Source organism: Acidovorax sp., assembly GCF_022763525.1.
Taxonomy (GTDB): domain Bacteria; phylum Pseudomonadota; class Gammaproteobacteria; order Burkholderiales; family Burkholderiaceae_C; genus Acidovorax.
Window position 1 is genome coordinate 1 of the sequence record NZ_JALEGG010000039.1, and the last position, 18,513, is coordinate 18,513.

The window sequence follows — 18,513 nt, forward strand, 5'->3', positions numbered from 1 at the left end:
CCTCTGGCGATCTGGTGGGAATCCGGGGGGTTGTCGGGGAGTTTTTTGTCCCAACCGGCTACGTCTCCGGTGCCCCCCTCAGCTCGTCGGCAGTGTGGAACGCCACCACCATCGCAGCCCTGGGCCTCACACCCGGCAGCTACGTGTGGACCTGGGCGGGAGACACCTTCACCGTGAACGTCGGCGCGCCGCCCCCAGGGCCGGCTTCCATCCCGACCTTGTCTGGCGCGGCGCTGGGCGCGCTCGCGCTGCTGCTGGGGCTGCTCCCGCGGGCATCGAAGCGCTTCCGCCGGCGCTGAAGACGCAGCCGCGTGGCACGCGCCGCGCAGGCGCTCCGCGGACGCCCGCCGTGCCCCCGTATCATCCGCGCCATGCTTGCCAAGTTGATGAGTGTCCTTTTGCTGGGAATCGTGCGGTTCCTCACCGGCTCCCAGGCGCGCTGGTATGGCTGCCCACCCAAGGCCGAACAGCGCATCTACTTTGCCAACCACCAGAGCCACGCCGACATGGTGCTGATCTGGGCCGCGCTGCCCGAGGAACTGCGCAGCATCACCCGCCCCATTGCGGCCAAGGACTACTGGACCAAGACGCCCTTTCGCCAATGGATCACCACGGCCGTCTTCAACGCGGTGTACGTGGACCGGCAGACCACGCCCGCACGCCCCGCAGCCCCGGTCGCGACGGAGCCCGTCGGCGTGCTCGCGGCCCTGGCCACGGCCTCCGCAGACGCCGACACCGCCATGGCCGGCGGCCCCGACCCCTCGCCCGAAGCATTGCCCCGCGCGCCGACGCCTGAAGAACTGCGCGCTGCCCTGCCGGAATCCGACCCTCTGGCCCCGCTGGTGCGGGCGCTGGAAAGCGGCGACTCCATCGTGATCTTTCCCGAAGGCACGCGCGGCCATGGCGATGAGCCGCAGCCGTTCAAGTCGGGTCTGTTCAAGCTGGCGCAGATGTTCCCCCAAGTGGTGCTGGTGCCCGCCTGGATCAACAACGTGCAGCGCGTGATGCCCAAGGGCGAGGTCGTACCCGTTCCCATCCTGTGCTCGGTGACGTTCGGCGCGCCCATCCAGCTGGAGCCGGGCGAGGAGCGCCGACCCTTTCTGGACCGCGCACGCCGCGCCGTGATCGCGCTGCGGGAGGTCTGAGCATGCAGCGCCCTTCGCCCGACTATTTGACTACGCGTTTGCCCGCGACTGCTCCATGGGGAGCGGCACGGCCATGAACAATTTTTTGCGCAATCTCACCACCACCCAGCAGATCGGGGCCCTGTTCCTGGTCGTGTTCGGCATCCTCTCCATCGTCACCGTATGGGCCTTCGTGCGCAACTTGCGCGAGCATGCAAGCGACGATCCCGAATCCGAAGCCAAGGCGCTCGAGGCCAAGCGCTTCTGGGGCCTGCTCAAGACCTCATGGATGATGGCCACCGTATTCTGGGTGGGCTGGGTGCTGGGCGAAACGGTCGCCACGGTGCTGTTCGCCATCGTGGCCTTCTTTGCGCTGCGCGAATTCATCACGCTCTCGCCCACGCGCCGCGGCGACCACCGCAGCCTGGTGCTGGCCTTCTTTGTGGTGCTGCCGCTGCAGTTCTGGATCGTGGGCAGCAAGCACTTCGACCTGTTCACGGTGTTCATCCCCGTCTACGTCTTCCTGGCCATTCCCGTGGTGAGCGCGCTGGCCAACGACCCGCAGCGCTTCCTGGAGCGCAATGCCAAACTGCAGTGGGGCATCATGGTTTGCGTGTACGGCATGAGCCATGTGCCCGCGCTGCTGCTGCTGGACTTTCCGGGCTACCGCGGCAAGGGTGCGTTCCTGGTGTTCTTCCTGGTGTTCGTGGTGCAGACCTGCATGGTGGTGCAGCATCTGCTGGGCCGGCGCTTCCCGCACAAGCCGGTGGCGCCACAGGTGAGCCAGAGCTTTCAGTGGGTGAGCTGGCTGGCCGGCGTGGCCGTGGGCGGGCTGGTGGGCGGGCTGCTCACCTTCATCACGCCGTTCAAGCCCGGCCAGGCGCTGGGCATGGCGCTGCTGGCCTGCGTGGCAGGCAGCCTGGGGCACCTGGTGATGAAAGCGCTCAAGCGCGACCGCGGCATCACGAGCTGGGGCATGCAGGGCATGTCGGTGACCGGCGCTGGCGGCCTGCTCGACCGCGTGGATGCGCTGTGTTTTGCGGCCCCGGTGTTCTTCCACTCTGCCCGGTGGTATTTCGGGCTTTGAACCAAATTGGACGCTGGCGCTTGACCATCAATCGCCAGCAGCTATCAATTAAATAGCAAATGCGCATCTTAGGGATCGACCCCGGCCTGCAGACCACCGGCTTTGGCGTGGTGGATGTGGATGGCCACAAGCTCAGCTACGTGGCCAGCGGCACCATCCGCACCACCAGCTTGGCCCTGGGCAACCTGCCGGGCCGACTCAAGATCCTGTTCGACGGCATCACCGAAGTCGCTGCGCGCTACCAGCCCGACGTGGCCTCGGTGGAGATCGTTTTCGTCAACATCAACCCGCAGTCCACCCTGCTGCTCGGCCAGGCCCGCGGCGCCGCCATCACCGCCCTGGTGGCAAGCAACCTCCCCGTGGCCGAGTACACCGCGCTGCAGATGAAAAAAGCCGTGGTCGGCCATGGCCGCGCAGCCAAGAGCCAGGTGCAGGAGATGGTGCGCCGCCTGCTGAACCTGCCCGGCCTGCCGGGCACCGACGCGGCCGACGGCCTGGGCTTGGCCATCACGCACGCGCATGCCGGTGCGGCCATGGGCCGGCTGGGGGAAGCCGCCACGCTGAACCGGCGCCAGCACGCGATGTACAAGGGCGGGCGCAGCTACTGACCTGCCGGCGCGCGCCAGACGCGATACAGGCAGGTTCGCCTCCGCCCCTCTGCACGGATACCGGGACGCTGGTACGCGCGGTCAAAAAAATACCGCGCCCCAAAGCGCGGTACCCGGCCCCATCAGGCATTTTTCGGCACAAAAAGTCAGGCGACCTGCGTCTTCATCCGGTCCGCGCGTTCCTTGGGAGACGGATGGGTCGACAGGAAGCTGGTCGAGTCGCCACCCGACATGGCCGCCAGCTTTTCCAGTGCACTGACGCATGCCTTGCTGTCATAGCGCTTGGCTTTCATGAAGGCCATGGCGTAGTCATCGGCCTCGCGCTCGTTGCTTTGCGAGTGCTGGGCACGCACCACTTTCTCGAACAGGTCGCCCAGCTGCGAGCTGGCAATGGCGCCGGCCTTGCCGTTGCTGGACGCCACCGCATTGCGCAGCGCGCTGGTGCGCAGGGCGGTCTGGATGCGGGCCTTGGTGTGCCCGGCCTTCACATGACCGATCTCGTGGCCGATCACGTAGCGCACCTCGTCGTCGGTGAACTTGTCCATCAGGCCCGAATACACGCGGATGGTGCCGTTGGCCATGGCGAAGGCGTTGATCTCGGGCGTGAGGTAGACCTTGAAATTCATCTTGAGGCCGTCGTGGGTGCCCAGACCGGAGGTGAGTTTTGCCAGGCGCTTGGCATAGGGGTTGCCTGCGGGGGCCACCTGGTTCTGGCTGTCCATCTCGGCGGACATCTGGTCGAACGCGCTCTTGAGTTCTTCGTCCGACAGGCTTTCGGATTTAGCGAGATCCTTGCCTGCGTCCAGCATCTTGCCCAGGTCAAACTGTGCCCACACGGGCGACACGGCGCTCACGCCGGAAGCCAGGGTTGCGAGCGTCAACAATTTACGGCGGTCCATCGGGGTTCCCTCTCTGACGTGCGTCAGCTTCTTTGATTGGTCTTGAATCGATCGATTGTGTTTTTGCGCAACCACTGCAAGCAATGGTTTGACGCGCGCCGAAGGATAGCCACGCGAAGGACATTTCTTCGCGGCATGCATGTCTTCAGATGTAAGAACTGTGTATCGATGCTGTGGCCGGTGGGCAGACTGCGGTGCAGCCGCCACTGGGATCCATCACGCACCTGTTCAATGGGTTCGGACCACCCATCCCAGCTCGGCTAGGCGGTCGTCCCGCTGATCCGCTTCAACCAGCTTTCCACCACGGACACAGCCTCGGAGGGAGGATGATGGCTGGACTTGAGCAGGTGGTACGACAGGGCGGGGAGCACGGGCTCTGCAGCCACCTGCAAGAGCCCCAGCCGCAATTCCTCCTCCACCAGCAGCAGGCTCACCAACGCAATTCCCTGGCCCGCCACGGCCGCTTGAATCGCATGGCTTTCCTCCGAATACCGGACTCCCCCGCCCGGCAGCTCGGAAGGCTGGCGGCCTGCCGCGCGAGCCCAGGCATCCCACCCCAGAGCGACCCGCGGTGGACGATGCCAGTCGAAGTGGATCAACGACCACTGCGACAGGTCGCGACGGGCCATGGGCGCGATGGTTGGACTCACGACCGGCGCAAACTGGTCCTCCAGCAACAAAGTGGCCGTCACCCCGGGGTAGTGGCCTTCTCCATAGCGGATCGCCAGGTCCACGGTGCCAGCCTTCAGATCCACGGGCGCATTGGACGCATGCACATGCAGATCAATGTCGGGCTGGGCGGCCTGGAAGGCGCCCAGCTTCGGCACCAGCCACTTGGCGGCGAATGCGGGGGTGGTTGACAGGGTCACCGTTGCGCGGCCGGGTTGCCGCAGTTGCGCGATCGCTGCGGCCATGGTGTGAAAGCCGCTGCTGACCGCCGCCTGCAATATCCGCCCGTCCGCGGTCAACTCAACCGCGCGCACTTTGCGCACAAACAAGGGGCGCTCCAGATCCTCCTCCAGTACCCGAATCCGGTGGCTGATGGCAGTTGCGGTAACGGCGAGCTCCTCGGCCGCATGTTTGAAGCTGCCCAGACGCGCTGCCGCTTCAAACGCGCGCAACGCGCTCAAGGAAGGGAGTCGCTGACGCATGAGTGAATGCAGGAATAAAGGGGTGAATGATTTCAGATCATCTGTTGCCTGAAAGATCATCGTTTGTCTTGGGCAGCAACGCTGAGCAAACTTCTCCTACGTGATTTTCATTCATCTGTAAGGAGATTCCATCATGACCACCGTCTTGCATATCGACGCCAGCGCCCGCGTCGGCCAATCGGGCTCCATGCCTCACGGATCGCACACCCGACGTCTGACGGCGCGATTTGTCCAACGCTGGACTGCGCTGTTCCCCGACACGAAAGTGATCTACCGGGACGTGGGCCTGGTCCCACCGCCGCCCGTCACTGGCCGGTGGATACACGCCGCGTTCACCGCCGAAGCATCGCGCGAGGAATGGATGGACGAGGAACTGCGGCTCAGCAACCAGTTGGTCGACGAGTTGCAGGAAGCGACGCTCATCGTTGCAGGCGTTCCGATGTACAACTTCGGCCCTCCTGCGCCCTTCAAGGCCTACATCGACAACATCGTGCGGGTGGGCCGCACGTTCGGCTTCGACCGGAGCCGGGGCAAAGAGCCCTATTGGCCGCTGCTGGCGGATGCCGGCAAGCGATTGGTCATCCTGTCTTCCCGGGGAGACTACGGCTATCAGCCGGGCGGCCGCTTGGCGGGCCGCAACCATGTGGAACCCTCAATCTCCACGGCCTTTGCGTACATGGGAGTGACCGATGTCTACGGCGCGTCCATCGAGTACGACGAGTTCGCAGATGAACGGCTGGCTGAGTCGATTCGGCAGGCCGAGGCGGCCGTGGACGGCCTGGTGTCGATGTTGGGGCAAAGCCCCGCCGCAGCCGAACAGCCGCCAGCGGCGCGTTTCACCGCCCCAATCCCCGCTTGAGCTCCTTGAGCAGCAGCAGCACCTGATTGGACGCATGGCGGGTGCTGCTATTGAGCAACTGGACGGCTTTTTGCTGTTCGCCCGCCTGGAACGCCGTCACCACCTCGGCTGCCTGCTGGTGAAAGTACTTGTGGCGCGCCACCAGCATGGTGAACGCCGGATAGTGCCCCAGCCGCACGCGCCCCGTTCCGTAGAGCCAGCGGCCCAGGTCGCAGCGGTCGTCCTGGCAGACGCGCTCGGGGCGCATCACCTCCTGCGAGCGGCCATTGACCATGTCCTGCAATTGCAGGCGCCAGCGCTCGTGGCTGGCAATGGCGGCGTCGATGTCGATCTCGGTCATGAGCATGGCGGCGTACTCGGGGTCGAGCACCAGCTCGCTGCCATTGTCTTCCATGGCCCAGGTGGTGTCGGGGCTGGTCGGGTCTTGCTCCCGGAGCCTGAACAGGCGGCTGAAAAAACCCATGCTGCATCCCTGTGAAAGCGCGCACCGCGCAGCGCCGAAGCGGCGCCGCCAGATACGGGTGGAAACATTTTGGGAGGGTGCAACGGTTTTGGCTACCAAAATTTGCCCGCTCGCACGGCCCTGCCCCGGGGCAACCCTGCCAGGCACGCCGACTCTGGCCCGGATCGCTGCACATCGAGGCGACGCACCGGACAATGCCCGGCATGACCGATTCGACCCGCCGCCCCACCCTTTCCATGCTCGACCTGGTCGCCGTCCGCGAGGGCGGCACCGTTGCTGATGCCCTGCAGATCGCCCTGCGCACGGCCCAGCACGCCGAAAAACTGGGGTTTGCGCGCTACTGGCTGGCCGAGCACCACAACATGGCCGGCATCGCCAGTTCGGCCACCGCCGTGCTGGTGGGGCACATTGCGGGTGGCACCTCGCGCATCCGCGTGGGTTCCGGCGGCGTGATGCTGCCCAACCACGCGCCGCTGGTGGTCGCCGAGGCCTTTGGCACCCTGGCCGAGCTGTATCCCGGCCGCATCGACCTCGGCCTGGGCCGCGCACCCGGCACCGACCCCACCACCATGCGCGCCCTGCGCCGCAACCGGGTGGAAACCGAGGAGGACTTCCCGCGCGACGTGGCCGAGCTGCAGCGCCTTCTGGCGCCTGCCGAGCCCGGGCAGCGCCTGATCGCCATGCCCGGCGCAGGCACCAATGTGCCCATCTGGCTGCTGGGCTCCAGCCTGTTTTCAGCGCAACTGGCGGCGCAGCAGGGGCTGCCTTATGCGTTTGCCTCGCACTTCGCGCCGCGCCTGCTGCACCAGGCCATCGAGCTGTACCGCAACCTTTATCGCCCCTCAGCCGCTTGGCCCAAGCCTTACGTGGTGATTGGCGTGCCGCTGATTGCCGCGCCCACCGACGAAGAGGCCGACTACCTGGCCAGCAGCACCTACCAGCGCGTGCTGGGCATCCTCACGGGCGACCGGCGCCGGCTGCTGCCGCCCATCGCGAACTACGCCGCCAACCTGCAGCCGCAGGAGCGCGCCGCGATTGGCGACTTTCTGGCCGCGGCCGTGATCGGCGGCCCGGACACCGTGCGCACAGGCCTGGAACGCCTGGCCGATGCCACCGGTGCGGACGAGTTCATGCTGGTGTGCGACGTGTACGACCCGGCATTGCGCCTGCGCTCCCTGGACATCGCAGCGCAGGCCCACAGCGCGATGCGGACGGCGGGCCAGCCCACGCCAGCCTGAGTTCGCGCGGCTACGGCGCGAGTTCCGATGGGCGCGGCAGGCCGGAATGCCCGCCATTGCCTGGCGTAGCGTTGTCAAATGCGGAGATGGCGCAGGGTTGGCAGGTGTGCACGCTCGCCGGGGCAAATTGCACATTCGACACTTCCGATTGAAAGATCGCTCGCTCCGTGGCTGGGGCAGCAAGCGGATACCATCATGGGCTGCCACCGGACGCCATGCCCGGCCTCGCTTGCCATGATGCGTTGCCCCTTGCCGCCTTCTCACTGCCCACGCCCGCATGCCTGCTTTTTCCTTTGAAGCCCTGGACGCCCAGGGCCAGACCCGCAAGGGCCTCATGGAGGCCGACACCGCCAAGGCCGCGCGAAGCCTGCTGCGCGCCCAGGCGCTGGTGCCGCTGGCCGTGGAGCCGGTGCAAACCGGCCAGACCCGCGACGGGCAGGCCGCGGGCCTCGGCCAGCGGCTTTTCACACGGCCGGTCTTCAGCGCCACTGCGCTGGCGATCTGGACGCGACAGATCGCCGGACTCGTGTCTTCAGGCCTGCCGCTGGAGCGGGCGCTCACGGCACTGTCGGAAGAAGCCGACGATGAGCGCCAGCGCCACCTGGTGGCGGCGCTGCGCGCGGAGGTCAACGCGGGCGCCACGTTCGCGCGCGCCTTGGCACAGCACCCGCGCGAGTTCTCCGACATCTACTGCGCCGTGATCGGCGCGGGCGAGCACAGCGGCAACCTGGGCCTGGTGCTGGAGCGCCTGGCCGACGACCTTGAAGAGCGCCAGGCGCTCAAGGCCAAGTTGGTGGGCGCGGCGCTGTACCCGGCCATCGTGACCATCGTGGCCATCGTGATCGTGCTGTTCCTGGTCGGCTACGTGGTGCCCCAGGTGGCCAGCGTGTTCGCGGGCACCAAGCGCGCCCTGCCCTTCCTCACGGTGGCCATGCTGGGCATCAGCGCCTTTGTGCGCAACTATGGCTGGGCACTGCTGATTGCTACTATTTTTATAGCTTTTAGCGCCCGCTGGGCGCTAACGTTTGGCCATATCCGCGAAAAATTCGACGCCGCCTGGCTCAACCTGCCGCTGGTGGGCAAGCTGGCGCGCGGCTACAACGCGGCCCGGTTCGCGGGCACGCTGGCGATGCTGGCGGGCGCGGGGGTGCCCATCCTGAAGGCGCTGCAAGCCGCGGCGGAAACGCTCAACAACCGCGCACTGCGCGCCGATGCCCTGGACGCGCTGGTGCTGGTGCGCGAAGGGGCGCCGCTGGCGTCGGCATTGGCGCAGAAAAAGCGCTTCCCGGGCCTGTTGTCGATGTTCGCCCGGCTGGGTGAGCAGACCGGGCAGTTGCCCGTGATGCTGCAGCGCGCGGCCCGACAGCTTTCCACCGAGGTGCAGCGCCGCGCCCTGGCGCTCGCCACCATCCTGGAGCCGCTGCTCATCGTCGGCATGGGCCTGATCGTGATGCTGATCGTGCTGGCGGTGTTGCTGCCGATCATCCAGCTCAACCAGTTCGTGAAATGAAGCCCCCTGTGTCGCTTCGCGCCTTCCCCCGAGGGAGACGCCGCCACCGCGGCGGGGCGGCCCTTGCGCGGCGGCCGCTGGCCTGCCCGCGCCCAGAACAACGCGCCGGGATGACGCCATGAATCTCAGCCAAGGACGAGTCCGATGCCTGTAACGCTGGACGACAAGCTGGTCGTCGCTATCTCCTCGCGCGCACTGTTCAACTTCGAAGAGGAAAACCTGCTCTTCGAATCCGGCGACGAAGAGGCCTACATGCGCCACCAGCTCGCGCTGGTGCACCAGCCCGCGCGTCCGGGCGTGGCGTTTTCGCTGGTGCGCAAGTTGCTGGCGTTCAACACGCCCGATGTGCAACGGGTGGAGGTGGTCATGCTCTCGCGCAACGATCCGGCCAGCGGGATGCGCGTGTTTGCATCGGCCCAGGCGGCAGGAATGCGCATCGAGCGCGGGGTGTTCACGCGCGGGCGCGACCCGTTTGCCTACCTGCGGCCGCTGGGCGCGCACCTGTTCCTGTCGGCCAACGAGGCAGACGTGCGCCAGGCACTGTCCATCGGCTTCCCGGCCGCGCGGGTGATGACCGACTCCACACCTGCGGGCGACCGGTTTCCGAACGAGGTGCGCATTGCGTTTGACGGCGACGCCGTGCTGTTTTCGGACGAAGCCGAGCGGGTGTACCAGGAGGGCGGCTTGCCGGCCTTTCAGGAAAACGAGGTGGACAAGGCCAACCAGCCCCTGGCGGGCGGCCCTTTCAAGCCGCTGCTGGCCGCGCTGCACCAGTTGCAGCAGCAGGCCCATGCATCGCACACCATGCGCATCCGCACCGCGCTGGTGACCGCCCGCAGCGCCCCGGCACACGAGCGCGCAGTGCGAACGCTGCTCGACTGGGGCATCAGCGTGGACGAGGCCATGTTCCTCGGCGGCCTGGAGAAAGGGCCCTTCCTGCGCGAGTTCGAGCCGGACTTCTTCTTTGACGACCAGACCGGCCACGTCACCTCTGCCGCCCGGCACGTGCCTGCAGGCCATGTGAGCAGTGGCATTTCGAACGTGAAGCAGGCTGCCGGGGGGTAAACCTTGATAAGTCCTGCTGCGACGCGCAACGGTCGCCAGGCAAATGCCCTGCAATCCCTGCAACGCAACGTGAAAGCTTGCAAGTGCGGCGTTGCATTCGGCGTACGTGCCACCCAACTGTGCAACCATGCTGACCTGTGAAACCCAGGAGCCCGTTTTGCGTGAACGCTTTTTCTTGACGACCTCGATCTGGCTGGCCAGCCTGTGCGTGGCGGCAGGCCTGTCGGGCGCCGGAGCCGCCGCAGCCTCCGAGGCTCAGCCGCAATCCCCAGATTCCACGCCGCAGAGTGCAGGCGGCGCCAGTGGCCCGGGCGAGGGCCAGCCCCAGGCCCAGGCCGCGCTCACCAAAGGCGAGATCAAGGCCATGCGCGAATTCAAGATGCTTGATTTCAACGGCGACGGCAAGCTCAGCCGCACCGAGGTCAGGCTTTTCCCCCGTTTGGCCAACGCGTTTGACGACGCCGACACGGACCACGATGGCTATGTGTCGTACCAGGAGGTGCGCGAGTTCGCAGCCAAATACCGCGCAGAACGTGAACGCAACAAGGCCGCCGAGGCTGCGGCTTCACCTGCACCGGCCGCGCGGTAACCAAGGGGCCTGCGGCGGGTCCCGCAACCTCAACCCCGCACGCTTCTACTTCAAATCGGCGCCTTGCGCTTTCCTAACAAACGCTGAAAGCTATCAAATTAATAGCATATCAGCCAAGAACCGGTCGCTGCGGCCTCCCCGGCTCGACTACAAACCGCCAGTGCGCTTGACCTTGGGATCTGAATAGGTCAACGGCTCGTTCTTGACCTGCAAGGCCATGCGTTCCTGCAAGGTCATCTTGTTGATGTCCTGCGCCACTTCCACCGCGCTGCCGCTGGCGCGCCACATCGACTGGATCAGTTCCAGCAATTGCTTGTAGATCGGCTCTTTCGGCGGCTCGGGAGGCTCCTCGACGGTCTCCTTCTTCTTGACTTCGGTCCAGTCTCGGTTTGCCACGTCAGGCGCAGAAGGCTTGTCGGGCTCGCGCACGATGGCGCCCTCACCCAGCCGATCCATCGACTCGACAGGATTCGAGGCATTGATAGGCCGCACCGGCGGCGCGCCAGAGGCGCCAGTGGAATACAAATCAGCGCCCTGAGGACGCCAACTCGGCGATCGGTCGACAGGTGGCATTTGCATGGCAGTGGCCCCAATGGTGGATGGATACGGATCAGCTTGACCTACACGGAGTGCGGATGCTTTTCCGCCGTCTTCGTAATCTATTACGGCAAAAAGAAAGGGAAATTTAGGCCTTTTTCGCCGATTGACCCAAAACTAGGGTTTACACCTATCTTTTCACCTCTTTTAGCGGCACGTAAAGGTTGGATCGGCGTGCACGGGGCGCATTGTGCTCACTATTGATTACGTGTGGGCGCAACAGTCTTTGCAACACAAGACGACAGGACGCTGGATGCAGGCAAGCATCCACCCGCCGGGACTGGCGAAAAGTGAGCCGTCCTTCCGAAAAGGCCCCTGAAGGACAGAGGCGACGGCGCGCGAGTTACAGGAAGCGTTCGAGGAGACGGCGCGAATGCCGGTCCAGGGCCGCGGTGTCCTTGACGCGGAACTGCATGCCATCTCCCCCTGCAATCAGCAGGTGGGTGCGCCCGCCCAGGCGCCGAATGTCTTCCTCGGCCTTGAGAACAAGACTGGCGGGACCGCGGTCCGTCTCCACCTGCCAGGTGCTCGGCGTCGAGAAACTCGAAACCTCAATGATTTTTTCGATAGTGGGCACAAACTCGCGCACTTCCAGCTCTTCTTCGATCAGCTGGCGGACGGAAGCCTGCAACTGATCCAGCCGGTCGATCCAGAGCAACTCGTGGCCGTCAGAACCAATCAGCGAGAGCCCTTCGGCGGGCGCGGCGATCGGGAATGCCCGCACAGGCGTGACGCCCTCGTGGACCGTGCCGTCAGGCAGGGTGAGCGTCAGACGGCCATGAGGGTTGCGCACCAAGGTGAACGCAGCGGAAGGCGATGGCGAAAAGGAAGGGGTGTTCATGGCGGTTTCCAGCACTGCTGGTCGTCAGGGGTTACCCGCCGGGTGGGCCGGGTGCAGCAGGCTGCTGTCGATGATCACGCCCGCGGCTTGCGCGTCTTCCTCGGCGCGGCGCGCCTGGGCTTCGTACAACCGCCAGTAGGCGCCCTGCTTCTCCATCAGTTCGTCGTGCGGGCCCACCTCCACCACCTCGCCGCGGTCCATCACCACCAGGCGGTCGGCTTTGCGCAGAGTGGACAGGCGGTGGGCAATGGCAATGGTTGTGCGGCCCTGCACCAGGTTGTCCAGCGCCTTCTGGATCTCCTTCTCGGTCTCGGTATCGACGGCCGAAGTGGCCTCGTCCAGGATCAGGATGCGCGGGTCAATCAGCAGCGCCCGGGCGATGCTGATGCGCTGGCGCTCGCCGCCCGACAGGCCCTGACCGCGCTCGCCCACCAGCGAATCGTAGCCGTGAGGCAGGCGCAGGATGAACTCGTGCGCGTGGGCGGCGCGGGCCGCCGCCACGATCTCTTCGCGCGTGGCATCCGGCTTGCCGTAGGCGATGTTTTCGGCAATCGTGCCGAAGAACAGGAAGGGCTCCTGCAGGACCAGGCCGATGTGGCGGCGGTAGTCGGCGACGGCAAAGCGGCGGATGTCAATGCCATCCACCTGGATGGAGCCGTCGCTCACGTCGTAGAAGCGGCTGATCAGGTTGACCAGCGTGCTCTTGCCCGAGCCGCTGTGGCCCACCAGGCCGATCATCTCGCCGGGGCGGATGTCGAGGTCCAGTCCCTTGATGACCGCGCGGCTACCATAGCGGAAGCCCACGCCCTGCATGGTGATCGCACCTTGCACCTTGTCCACTTTGACGGGTTGGGCCGGGTCGGGCACGTTGCTCACGTGGTCCAGGATGTCAAAGATGCGCTTGGCACCGGCGGCAGCCTTTTGCGTGACCGAGACGATGCGGCTCATCGAATCCAGGCGGCCATAGAACCGGCCGATATAGGCGATGAACGCCGTGAGCACACCGACCGTGATCTGGTTGCGCGACACCAGCCAGATGCCGAACGCCCACACCACCAAGAGGCCGATTTCGGTGAGAAGCGACACCGTGGGCGTGAACAGGCTCCAGGTCTTGTTGAGCTTGTCATTCACTTCCAGGTTGTGCTGATTAGCGTCGCGAAAGCGCTGGGCTTCGCGCTTTTCCTGTGCAAAGGCTTTCACGACCCGGATGCCCGGGATGGTGTCAGCCAGCACATTGGTCACCTCGGACCACACCCGGTCGATCTTCTCGAAGCCGGTGCGCAGGCGGTCGCGCACGGTATGGATCATCCAACCAATGAAGGGCAGCGGCACCAGCGTGACCAGCGCCAGCCACGGGTTGATAGAGAACAGGATGGCCGCCGTCATGCAGATCATCAGCACGTCGGTGACGAAATCCAGTGCATGCAACGACAGGAAAACGTTGATGCGATCAGTTTCCGAGCCGATGCGGGCCATCAAGTCGCCCGTGCGCTTGCCGCCGAAGTAGTCGAGCGACAGGCGCAGCAGGTGCTCGTAAGTGGTGGTGCGCAAGTCGGCGCCGATGCGCTCGGACACCAGCGCCAGGATGTAGGTGCGCGCCCACGACAGCCCCCAGGCCAGCAGGGCCGACAGCAGCAGCCCGCCCAGGTAGAGCAACACCAGCATCGGATCGATCTGCTTGCCGTTCTGGAACGGGATCAGGATGTCGTCCATCAGCGGGATGGTGAGGTAGGGCGGCACCAGCGTCGCGGCCGTGGACGCCAGCGTGAGCGCGAAACCGGCCGCCAACTGCTTGCGGTAGGGCCGGGCAAACCGCCACAGGCGCAGCAGCACCCAGGTGGACGTCTGGGGCGGCTGGGCGCGGGCACAGGCAGGGCATTCGTCGGTGTCGGGCGGCAGGGGGGTGTGGCAGGTGGGGCAAGCAGGTTCGTCGGCCTCATCCTCGGCGCCGTTGCCACCCCGGGCGCTTTGTTGTTCGAAACGCTGCAGCAGCCGCAAGGCCTGGGCATGGTGGGCCAAGGTAAAGCGCCACAGCGCCACACGCTCCTGGGCGTTGTGCAGCTCCAGCGAGCCGACGCCACCATGGTCGTGCAGCTTGAGCGCCAGACCGTCTGCCAAAGGCCAGCTGCGCCAAGCCGTCGTGCCGGGGTCGCAGGCCATCAGCCTCTCGGAAGTCACCACCACCCAGCCCGCCGCAAAGCGCAGCGCCGCACTCAGGTCAACCTGCAGCGCGGCCAGTACGTTTTCCTTGGGAGCGAGCATGACCCGCAGATCGGCCCCCACAGGGCCAGAAAAGACACCCGAGGCGTCCACAGAATGGTGATGTTGCATTTTTGGTTGGTATTTCCGCCCCCGGCTGCCTGCGGTGACCGATCTCGCGAAAGCGCGAATTCTCCCCGATACTGCATCCCACAGGGGGACGGCATCCTCACACAACGCCCGCGGCACCCATTCCGCTGACACCGCCGCCGCCCCTGGACTGGAGCACAATCCTCGTCCACAAAAGTATCCTTTTCTCCTGCCCAGCCCCTACCGGGCCGGACAACCACCCGCTGCAATCCATGGCGAAACTCAACGACATCCAACTGCTTCGCATCAACTACCTGCGCGGCCCCAACATCTGGACTTACCGGCCTGTGCTGGAGGTCTGGCTGGACCTGGGCGAACTGGAGGACTACCCCTCGCACACCATCCCGGGCTTCAACCAGCGCCTGACGGCCTGGCTGCCCGCGCTGATCGAGCACCACTGCGGCGTGGGAGAGCGGGGCGGATTCCTGCAGCGCCTGGAGGAAGGCACCTGGTGCGGCCACGTGCTGGAGCACATCGTGATCGAGCTGCTGAACCTCGCGGGCATGCCCACGGGCTTCGGCCAGACGCGAAGTACCAGCCAGCGCGGCGTGTACCGCATGGTGTTCCGCGCACGGGACGAAAGCGTGGCCCGTGTGGCGCTGGCACAGGGCCACGCCCTCATCATGGCGGCCATCAACGACGAGCCCTTTGACGTACAGGCCGCCGTGGCCCGCGTGCGGACCGAGGTGGACGACCAGTACCTCGGCCCCAGCACGGCGTGCATCGTCACTGCCGCCACCGACCGCGGCATCCCCCACATCCGCCTGAACGACGGCAACCTGGTGCAGCTGGGCTACGGTGCCAGCCAACGCCGCATCTGGACCGCCGAGACCGAGTTCACCAGCGCCATCGCCGAAGGCATCGCCAGCGACAAGGACCTGACAAAGGGCCTGCTCAAATCCTGCGGCGTACCCATCCCCGAAGGCCAGGTCGTCAACAGCCCCGAGGAAGCCTGGGAAGCCGCGCAGGAGATCGGCCTGCCCGTGGTGGTCAAGCCCTCGGACGGCAACCACGGCCGGGGCGTGACGCTGGACCTGCGCAAGAAGGAAGACATCGAAGCGGCTTACCACGTGGCCTATCCCGAAGGCAGCGACGTGATGGTCGAGCGCTTCATCCCCGGCGACGAGCACCGCCTGCTGGTGGTGGGCGGCAAGGTCGTGGCCGCGGCCCGGGGCGAGGTGGTGAGCATCACCGGCAACGGCCATTCCACGGTCAAGGAGCTGATCGACACCCAGCTCAATTCCGACCCGCGCCGGGGCTACGAAGAAGAGTACCCGCTCGAAATCATCGACCTGGCCACCGACACCAAGGTGCAGCTGGAACTCAAGCGCCAGGATCTGGACGCCAACTCGGTACCCGCAGCGGGCCGCCAGGTGGTGGTGCAGCGCAACGGCAATGTGGCCGTGGACTGCACCGACGACGTGCACCCCGAGGTGGCCTACATCGCCCAGCTGGCGGCCAAGGTCGTGGGACTGGACATCGCGGGCATCGATCTGGTCGCCAAGGACATCTCCAAACCCTTGCACGTCCAGGGCGGCGCCATTGTGGAAGTCAACGCAGGTCCAGGCCTGCTGATGCACTTGAAGCCCGCCGTGGGCGCGCCCCGCCCCGTAGGGCAGGCCATTGCCGAGCACCTGTTCCCGTCGGAAGACGACACAGGCCAAGCCGGCCGGATTCCGCTGGTGGGCGTGGCAGGCACGCGCGGCACCTCGACCATCGCGCGGGTGGTAGCCTGGCTGCTGCACCTGAGCGGGCACCACACGGGCCTGGCCTGCCGCGAAGGGCTGTTCCTGGACCGCCGCTGCGTCGAATCCACGGATTGCGCCCATTGGGAAGCCGCGCATCGACTGCTGATGAACAAGACGGTGCAGGCCGCCGTGATCGAAAGCGACGCGCGCACCATCCTGCGCGATGGCCTGGCCTACGACCGCTGCCAGGTGGGCGTGGTGACCGACATGGACGGCGTGGAAACGCTGACCGAATTTGATGTGCACGAGCAGGATCAGATGACCAAGGTGATGCGCACCCAGGTGGACGTGGTGCTGTCCGAGGGCGCGGCCGTACTCAATGCCGCCATCCCGCAGGTGGCAGACCTCGCGCCGCTCTCCGATGGTGCGGTGGTGCTGTATGCGCAGGACGCAACCCTGCCCGTGATCGTGGAGCACCGCGCCAAGGACAACGGCCGTGCCGTGGTCGTGAAGAACGGCCGAGTGGTGCTGGCCACCGGCAGCTCCGAGCACGTGCTGGGCTCGCTGGCCGACCTGACCTTCGGCCGCAACGCCGTGGTGCCCGACACCGATGCCCTGCTGGCCGCCATCGCCACGGCCTGGGCGCTGGACATCGCCCCCGACCTCATTGGCGCGGGCATCAAGACCTTCGAGCCCGAGCTGGTCCCCACCGCCGCACTGCGGTCGTGATGGCCCCTCGCGCATTTGCCAATTGCCTTTGTTGTTGAACCCCGCATCCCACGACCTGAACAGGGCCCCAGCGCTCTGATGGACCACTGAAAGAGACTTCCATGGATGTATCCCGCACCCGGGCCCTGCGCGGCCCCAACCTCTGGAGCCGCCACATGGCCATCGAGGCCGTGGTGACCTGCGCCGAGAACGAGCGCGCCGTGGGCCAGATGGCCGGATTCGAACCCCGCCTGCGGGCCCTGTTCCCCGCCATCGGCGTGCTGCACCCCGAGACTGGCGGCGGCGATGTCTCGCTGGCCCATGTGCTGCAAACGGCTGCCCTGGCCCTGCAGGCGCAGGCGGGCTGCCCCGTCACCTTCGCGCGCACCACCGCCACCACCGACGCAGGCGTTTACCAGGTGGTCGTGGAGTACAGCGAAGAGGCCGTGGGCCGCAAGGCGTTTGAATACGCCCAGCAACTCATTGAAGCGGCGCAAGGCCGGGGCAGCTTCGATGCCGATGCCGTGATTGCCGAGCTGCGCGAGCTGGACGAGGACGAGCGTCTGGGCCCCAGCACGGGCTCCATCGTCGAGGCCGCCGTGGCCCGGGGCATCCCCTACCGTCGCCTCACGCGCGGCAGCCTGGTGCAGTTTGGCTGGGGCTCCAAGCAGCGCCGCATCCAGGCGGCCGAGGTCGATTCGACCAGCGCCGTGGCCGAATCCATCGGCCAGGACAAGGACCTGACCAAGCGCCTGCTGCACGCCGCGGGCGTGCCCGTGCCGCTGGGCAAGCCGGTAGAGACAGTGGACGAAGCCTGGGAAGTGGCCCTGAAGGTCGGCCTGCCCGTGGTGGTCAAGCCGCAAGACGGCAACCAGGGCAAGGGCGTGACGGTCAACATCACCGACCGCGCGCAGCTCGAAGAAGCCTACAAGAACGCCGCCGAATACGGCACCGTGATGGTCGAGCGCTTCCTGCCCGGCCACGACTTCCGCCTGCTGGTAGTGGGTGACCAGTTGGTGGCCGCCGCGCGCCGCGAACCGCCCCAGGTACTGGGCGACGGCCAGCACACCGTGCGCGAGCTGGTGGACGTGGTCAACCAGGACCCCCGCCGCGGCGAGGGCCACGCCACCTCGCTGACCAAGATCCGCCTGGATGACATCGCCGTGGCCCGCCTGGCCATGCAGGACCTGACGCCCGACTCGGTGCCAGCCAAGGGCCAGCGCGTCATCCTGCGCAACAACGCCAACCTGTCGACCGGCGGCACCGCCACCGACGTGACCGACGACGTGCACCCCGAGGTCGCCGCGCGGGCGGTGGCGGCCGCCCAGATGGTGGGCCTGCACATCTGCGGCGTGGACATGGTGGCCGAAACCGTGCTGCGCCCGCTGGAGGAACAAGGCGGCGGCTTCGTCGAAGTGAACGCCGCCCCCGGCCTGCGCATGCACCTGGCGCCCAGCTACGGCAAACCCCGCAACGTGGGCCAGGCCATGGTCGACAAGCTCTACGCCCACGGCGATGACGGCCGCATCCCGGTGGTGGCTGTCACCGGCACCAACGGCAAGACCACCACAGCGCGCCTGATTGCCCACCTGTTCACCGCCCAAGGCCTGCGGGTGGGCATGACCAACACCGATGGCGTGTACGTGAACGGCCGCCAGATCGACAGCGGCGACTGCAGCGGCCCCAAGAGCGCCCGCAACGTGCTGCTGCACCCCGAGGTCGACGCGGCCGTGTTCG

Annotated in this window: 17 protein-coding genes; 11 read left to right on the forward strand and 6 right to left on the reverse strand. The window is 66.3% G+C overall.

The annotated features are described in order from the left end of the window. The 4 genes from MRY84_RS02825 to ruvC form a co-directional block, all read left to right on the forward strand. On the forward strand, positions 1-299 hold a 299-nt coding region (locus MRY84_RS02825; RefSeq protein WP_291504242.1), incomplete at its 5' end, for a hypothetical protein. A 72-nt stretch (positions 300-371) separates the two neighbouring features. Continuing rightward, positions 372-1,145, forward strand: a complete 774-nt coding sequence (locus MRY84_RS02830) for a lysophospholipid acyltransferase family protein (protein ID WP_291504243.1) — start codon at positions 372-374, stop codon at positions 1,143-1,145. Between the two features lie 73 nt (positions 1,146-1,218). Next, a complete protein-coding gene (locus MRY84_RS02835; RefSeq protein WP_291504244.1) occupies positions 1,219-2,211 on the forward strand; it encodes a phosphatidate cytidylyltransferase in 993 nt (330 codons plus the stop codon). A 59-nt stretch (positions 2,212-2,270) separates the two neighbouring features. Then, positions 2,271-2,819 (forward strand): crossover junction endodeoxyribonuclease RuvC, encoded by a 549-nt coding sequence (gene ruvC / locus MRY84_RS02840; protein WP_291504245.1) that lies wholly within the window; start codon positions 2,271-2,273, stop codon positions 2,817-2,819. Positions 2,820-2,965: 146 nt separating this feature from the next. Here ruvC and MRY84_RS02845 read toward each other — a convergent pair whose 3' ends face one another. Then, positions 2,966-3,718: a M48 family metallopeptidase gene (locus MRY84_RS02845; RefSeq protein ID WP_291504246.1), complete on the reverse strand. Its 753-nt coding sequence runs from the start codon at positions 3,716-3,718 to the stop codon at positions 2,966-2,968. Between the two features lie 260 nt (positions 3,719-3,978). Then, positions 3,979-4,929 carry a LysR substrate-binding domain-containing protein gene (locus MRY84_RS02850; RefSeq protein WP_291504247.1) on the reverse strand — a complete coding sequence of 317 codons (951 nt, stop codon included), beginning with the start codon at positions 4,927-4,929 and terminating at the stop codon, positions 3,979-3,981. Positions 4,930-5,002: 73 nt separating this feature from the next. On the opposite strand from MRY84_RS02850, the gene MRY84_RS02855 reads away from it, so the two are divergent. Beyond that, complete coding sequence (locus MRY84_RS02855) at positions 5,003-5,728, forward strand: NAD(P)H-dependent oxidoreductase (protein WP_291504248.1); 726 nt, start codon at positions 5,003-5,005, stop codon at positions 5,726-5,728. Here the strand turns inward: MRY84_RS02855 and MRY84_RS02860 are convergent. Next, positions 5,706-6,191 (reverse strand): CZB domain-containing protein, encoded by a 486-nt coding sequence (locus MRY84_RS02860; protein WP_291504249.1) that lies wholly within the window; start codon positions 6,189-6,191, stop codon positions 5,706-5,708. The two genes, MRY84_RS02855 and MRY84_RS02860, sit on opposite strands and share 23 nt — an antisense overlap. A gap of 203 nt (positions 6,192-6,394) precedes the next feature. On the opposite strand from MRY84_RS02860, the gene MRY84_RS02865 reads away from it, so the two are divergent. From MRY84_RS02865 to MRY84_RS02880, 4 genes are all read left to right on the forward strand, one after another. Further along, entirely contained in the window at positions 6,395-7,429 is a 1,035-nt protein-coding gene (locus MRY84_RS02865) for an LLM class flavin-dependent oxidoreductase (RefSeq protein ID WP_291504250.1), read from the forward strand. Between the two features lie 277 nt (positions 7,430-7,706). Beyond that, entirely contained in the window at positions 7,707-8,939 is a 1,233-nt protein-coding gene (gene gspF, locus MRY84_RS02870; protein ID WP_291504251.1) for a type II secretion system inner membrane protein GspF, read from the forward strand. A 144-nt stretch (positions 8,940-9,083) separates the two neighbouring features. Beyond that, positions 9,084-10,004 (forward strand): 5'-nucleotidase, encoded by a 921-nt coding sequence (locus MRY84_RS02875; RefSeq protein ID WP_291504252.1) that lies wholly within the window; start codon positions 9,084-9,086, stop codon positions 10,002-10,004. A gap of 127 nt (positions 10,005-10,131) precedes the next feature. After that, positions 10,132-10,593 (forward strand): EF-hand domain-containing protein, encoded by a 462-nt coding sequence (locus MRY84_RS02880; RefSeq protein WP_363317466.1) that lies wholly within the window; start codon positions 10,132-10,134, stop codon positions 10,591-10,593. 147 nt (positions 10,594-10,740) lie between these two features. Here the strand turns inward: MRY84_RS02880 and MRY84_RS02885 are convergent, their stop codons facing one another. The 3 genes from MRY84_RS02885 to MRY84_RS02895 all read right to left on the reverse strand — a co-directional run bounded on the left by MRY84_RS02885 (position 10,741) and on the right by MRY84_RS02895 (position 14,362). Further along, positions 10,741-11,172 carry a hypothetical protein gene (locus tag MRY84_RS02885; protein WP_291504253.1) on the reverse strand — a complete coding sequence of 144 codons (432 nt, stop codon included), beginning with the start codon at positions 11,170-11,172 and terminating at the stop codon, positions 10,741-10,743. A 361-nt stretch (positions 11,173-11,533) separates the two neighbouring features. Further along, on the reverse strand, positions 11,534-12,031 hold the full coding sequence (locus MRY84_RS02890) for a DUF1854 domain-containing protein (RefSeq protein ID WP_291504254.1): 498 nt from the start codon (positions 12,029-12,031) through the stop codon (positions 11,534-11,536). A gap of 24 nt (positions 12,032-12,055) precedes the next feature. Beyond that, on the reverse strand, positions 12,056-14,362 hold the full coding sequence (locus MRY84_RS02895; protein ID WP_291504255.1) for an ABC transporter ATP-binding protein: 2,307 nt from the start codon (positions 14,360-14,362) through the stop codon (positions 12,056-12,058). Between the two features lie 230 nt (positions 14,363-14,592). Here MRY84_RS02895 and cphA (MRY84_RS02900) point away from each other — a divergent pair, with 230 nt between their 5' ends. Further along, complete coding sequence (cphA, locus tag MRY84_RS02900) at positions 14,593-16,797, forward strand: cyanophycin synthetase (protein WP_291504256.1); 2,205 nt, start codon at positions 14,593-14,595, stop codon at positions 16,795-16,797. A gap of 101 nt (positions 16,798-16,898) precedes the next feature. After that, a partial coding sequence (gene cphA, locus MRY84_RS02905) for a cyanophycin synthetase (RefSeq protein WP_291504257.1) occupies positions 16,899-18,513 on the forward strand: 1,615 nt, incomplete at its 3' end.

Coding starts and splice junctions, on each gene's coding strand:
- ruvC (WP_291504245.1), top strand. CDS start 2,271: ATGCGCATCTTAGGGATCGACCCCGGCCTGCAGACCACCGGCTTTGGC.
- MRY84_RS02890 (WP_291504254.1), bottom strand. CDS start 12,031: ATGAACACCCCTTCCTTTTCGCCATCGCCTTCCGCTGCGTTCACCTTG.
- MRY84_RS02845 (WP_291504246.1), bottom strand. CDS start 3,718: ATGGACCGCCGTAAATTGTTGACGCTCGCAACCCTGGCTTCCGGCGTG.
- MRY84_RS02855 (WP_291504248.1), top strand. CDS start 5,003: ATGACCACCGTCTTGCATATCGACGCCAGCGCCCGCGTCGGCCAATCG.
- MRY84_RS02860 (WP_291504249.1), bottom strand. CDS start 6,191: ATGGGTTTTTTCAGCCGCCTGTTCAGGCTCCGGGAGCAAGACCCGACC.
- cphA (WP_291504256.1), top strand. CDS start 14,593: ATGGCGAAACTCAACGACATCCAACTGCTTCGCATCAACTACCTGCGC.
- MRY84_RS02835 (WP_291504244.1), top strand. CDS start 1,219: ATGAACAATTTTTTGCGCAATCTCACCACCACCCAGCAGATCGGGGCC.
- MRY84_RS02850 (WP_291504247.1), bottom strand. CDS start 4,929: ATGATCTTTCAGGCAACAGATGATCTGAAATCATTCACCCCTTTATTC.
- MRY84_RS02875 (WP_291504252.1), top strand. CDS start 9,084: ATGCCTGTAACGCTGGACGACAAGCTGGTCGTCGCTATCTCCTCGCGC.
- MRY84_RS02830 (WP_291504243.1), top strand. CDS start 372: ATGCTTGCCAAGTTGATGAGTGTCCTTTTGCTGGGAATCGTGCGGTTC.
- MRY84_RS02880 (WP_363317466.1), top strand. CDS start 10,132: ATGCTGACCTGTGAAACCCAGGAGCCCGTTTTGCGTGAACGCTTTTTC.
- MRY84_RS02865 (WP_291504250.1), top strand. CDS start 6,395: ATGACCGATTCGACCCGCCGCCCCACCCTTTCCATGCTCGACCTGGTC.
- MRY84_RS02885 (WP_291504253.1), bottom strand. CDS start 11,172: ATGCAAATGCCACCTGTCGACCGATCGCCGAGTTGGCGTCCTCAGGGC.
- MRY84_RS02895 (WP_291504255.1), bottom strand. CDS start 14,362: ATGCAACATCACCATTCTGTGGACGCCTCGGGTGTCTTTTCTGGCCCT.
- gspF (WP_291504251.1), top strand. CDS start 7,707: ATGCCTGCTTTTTCCTTTGAAGCCCTGGACGCCCAGGGCCAGACCCGC.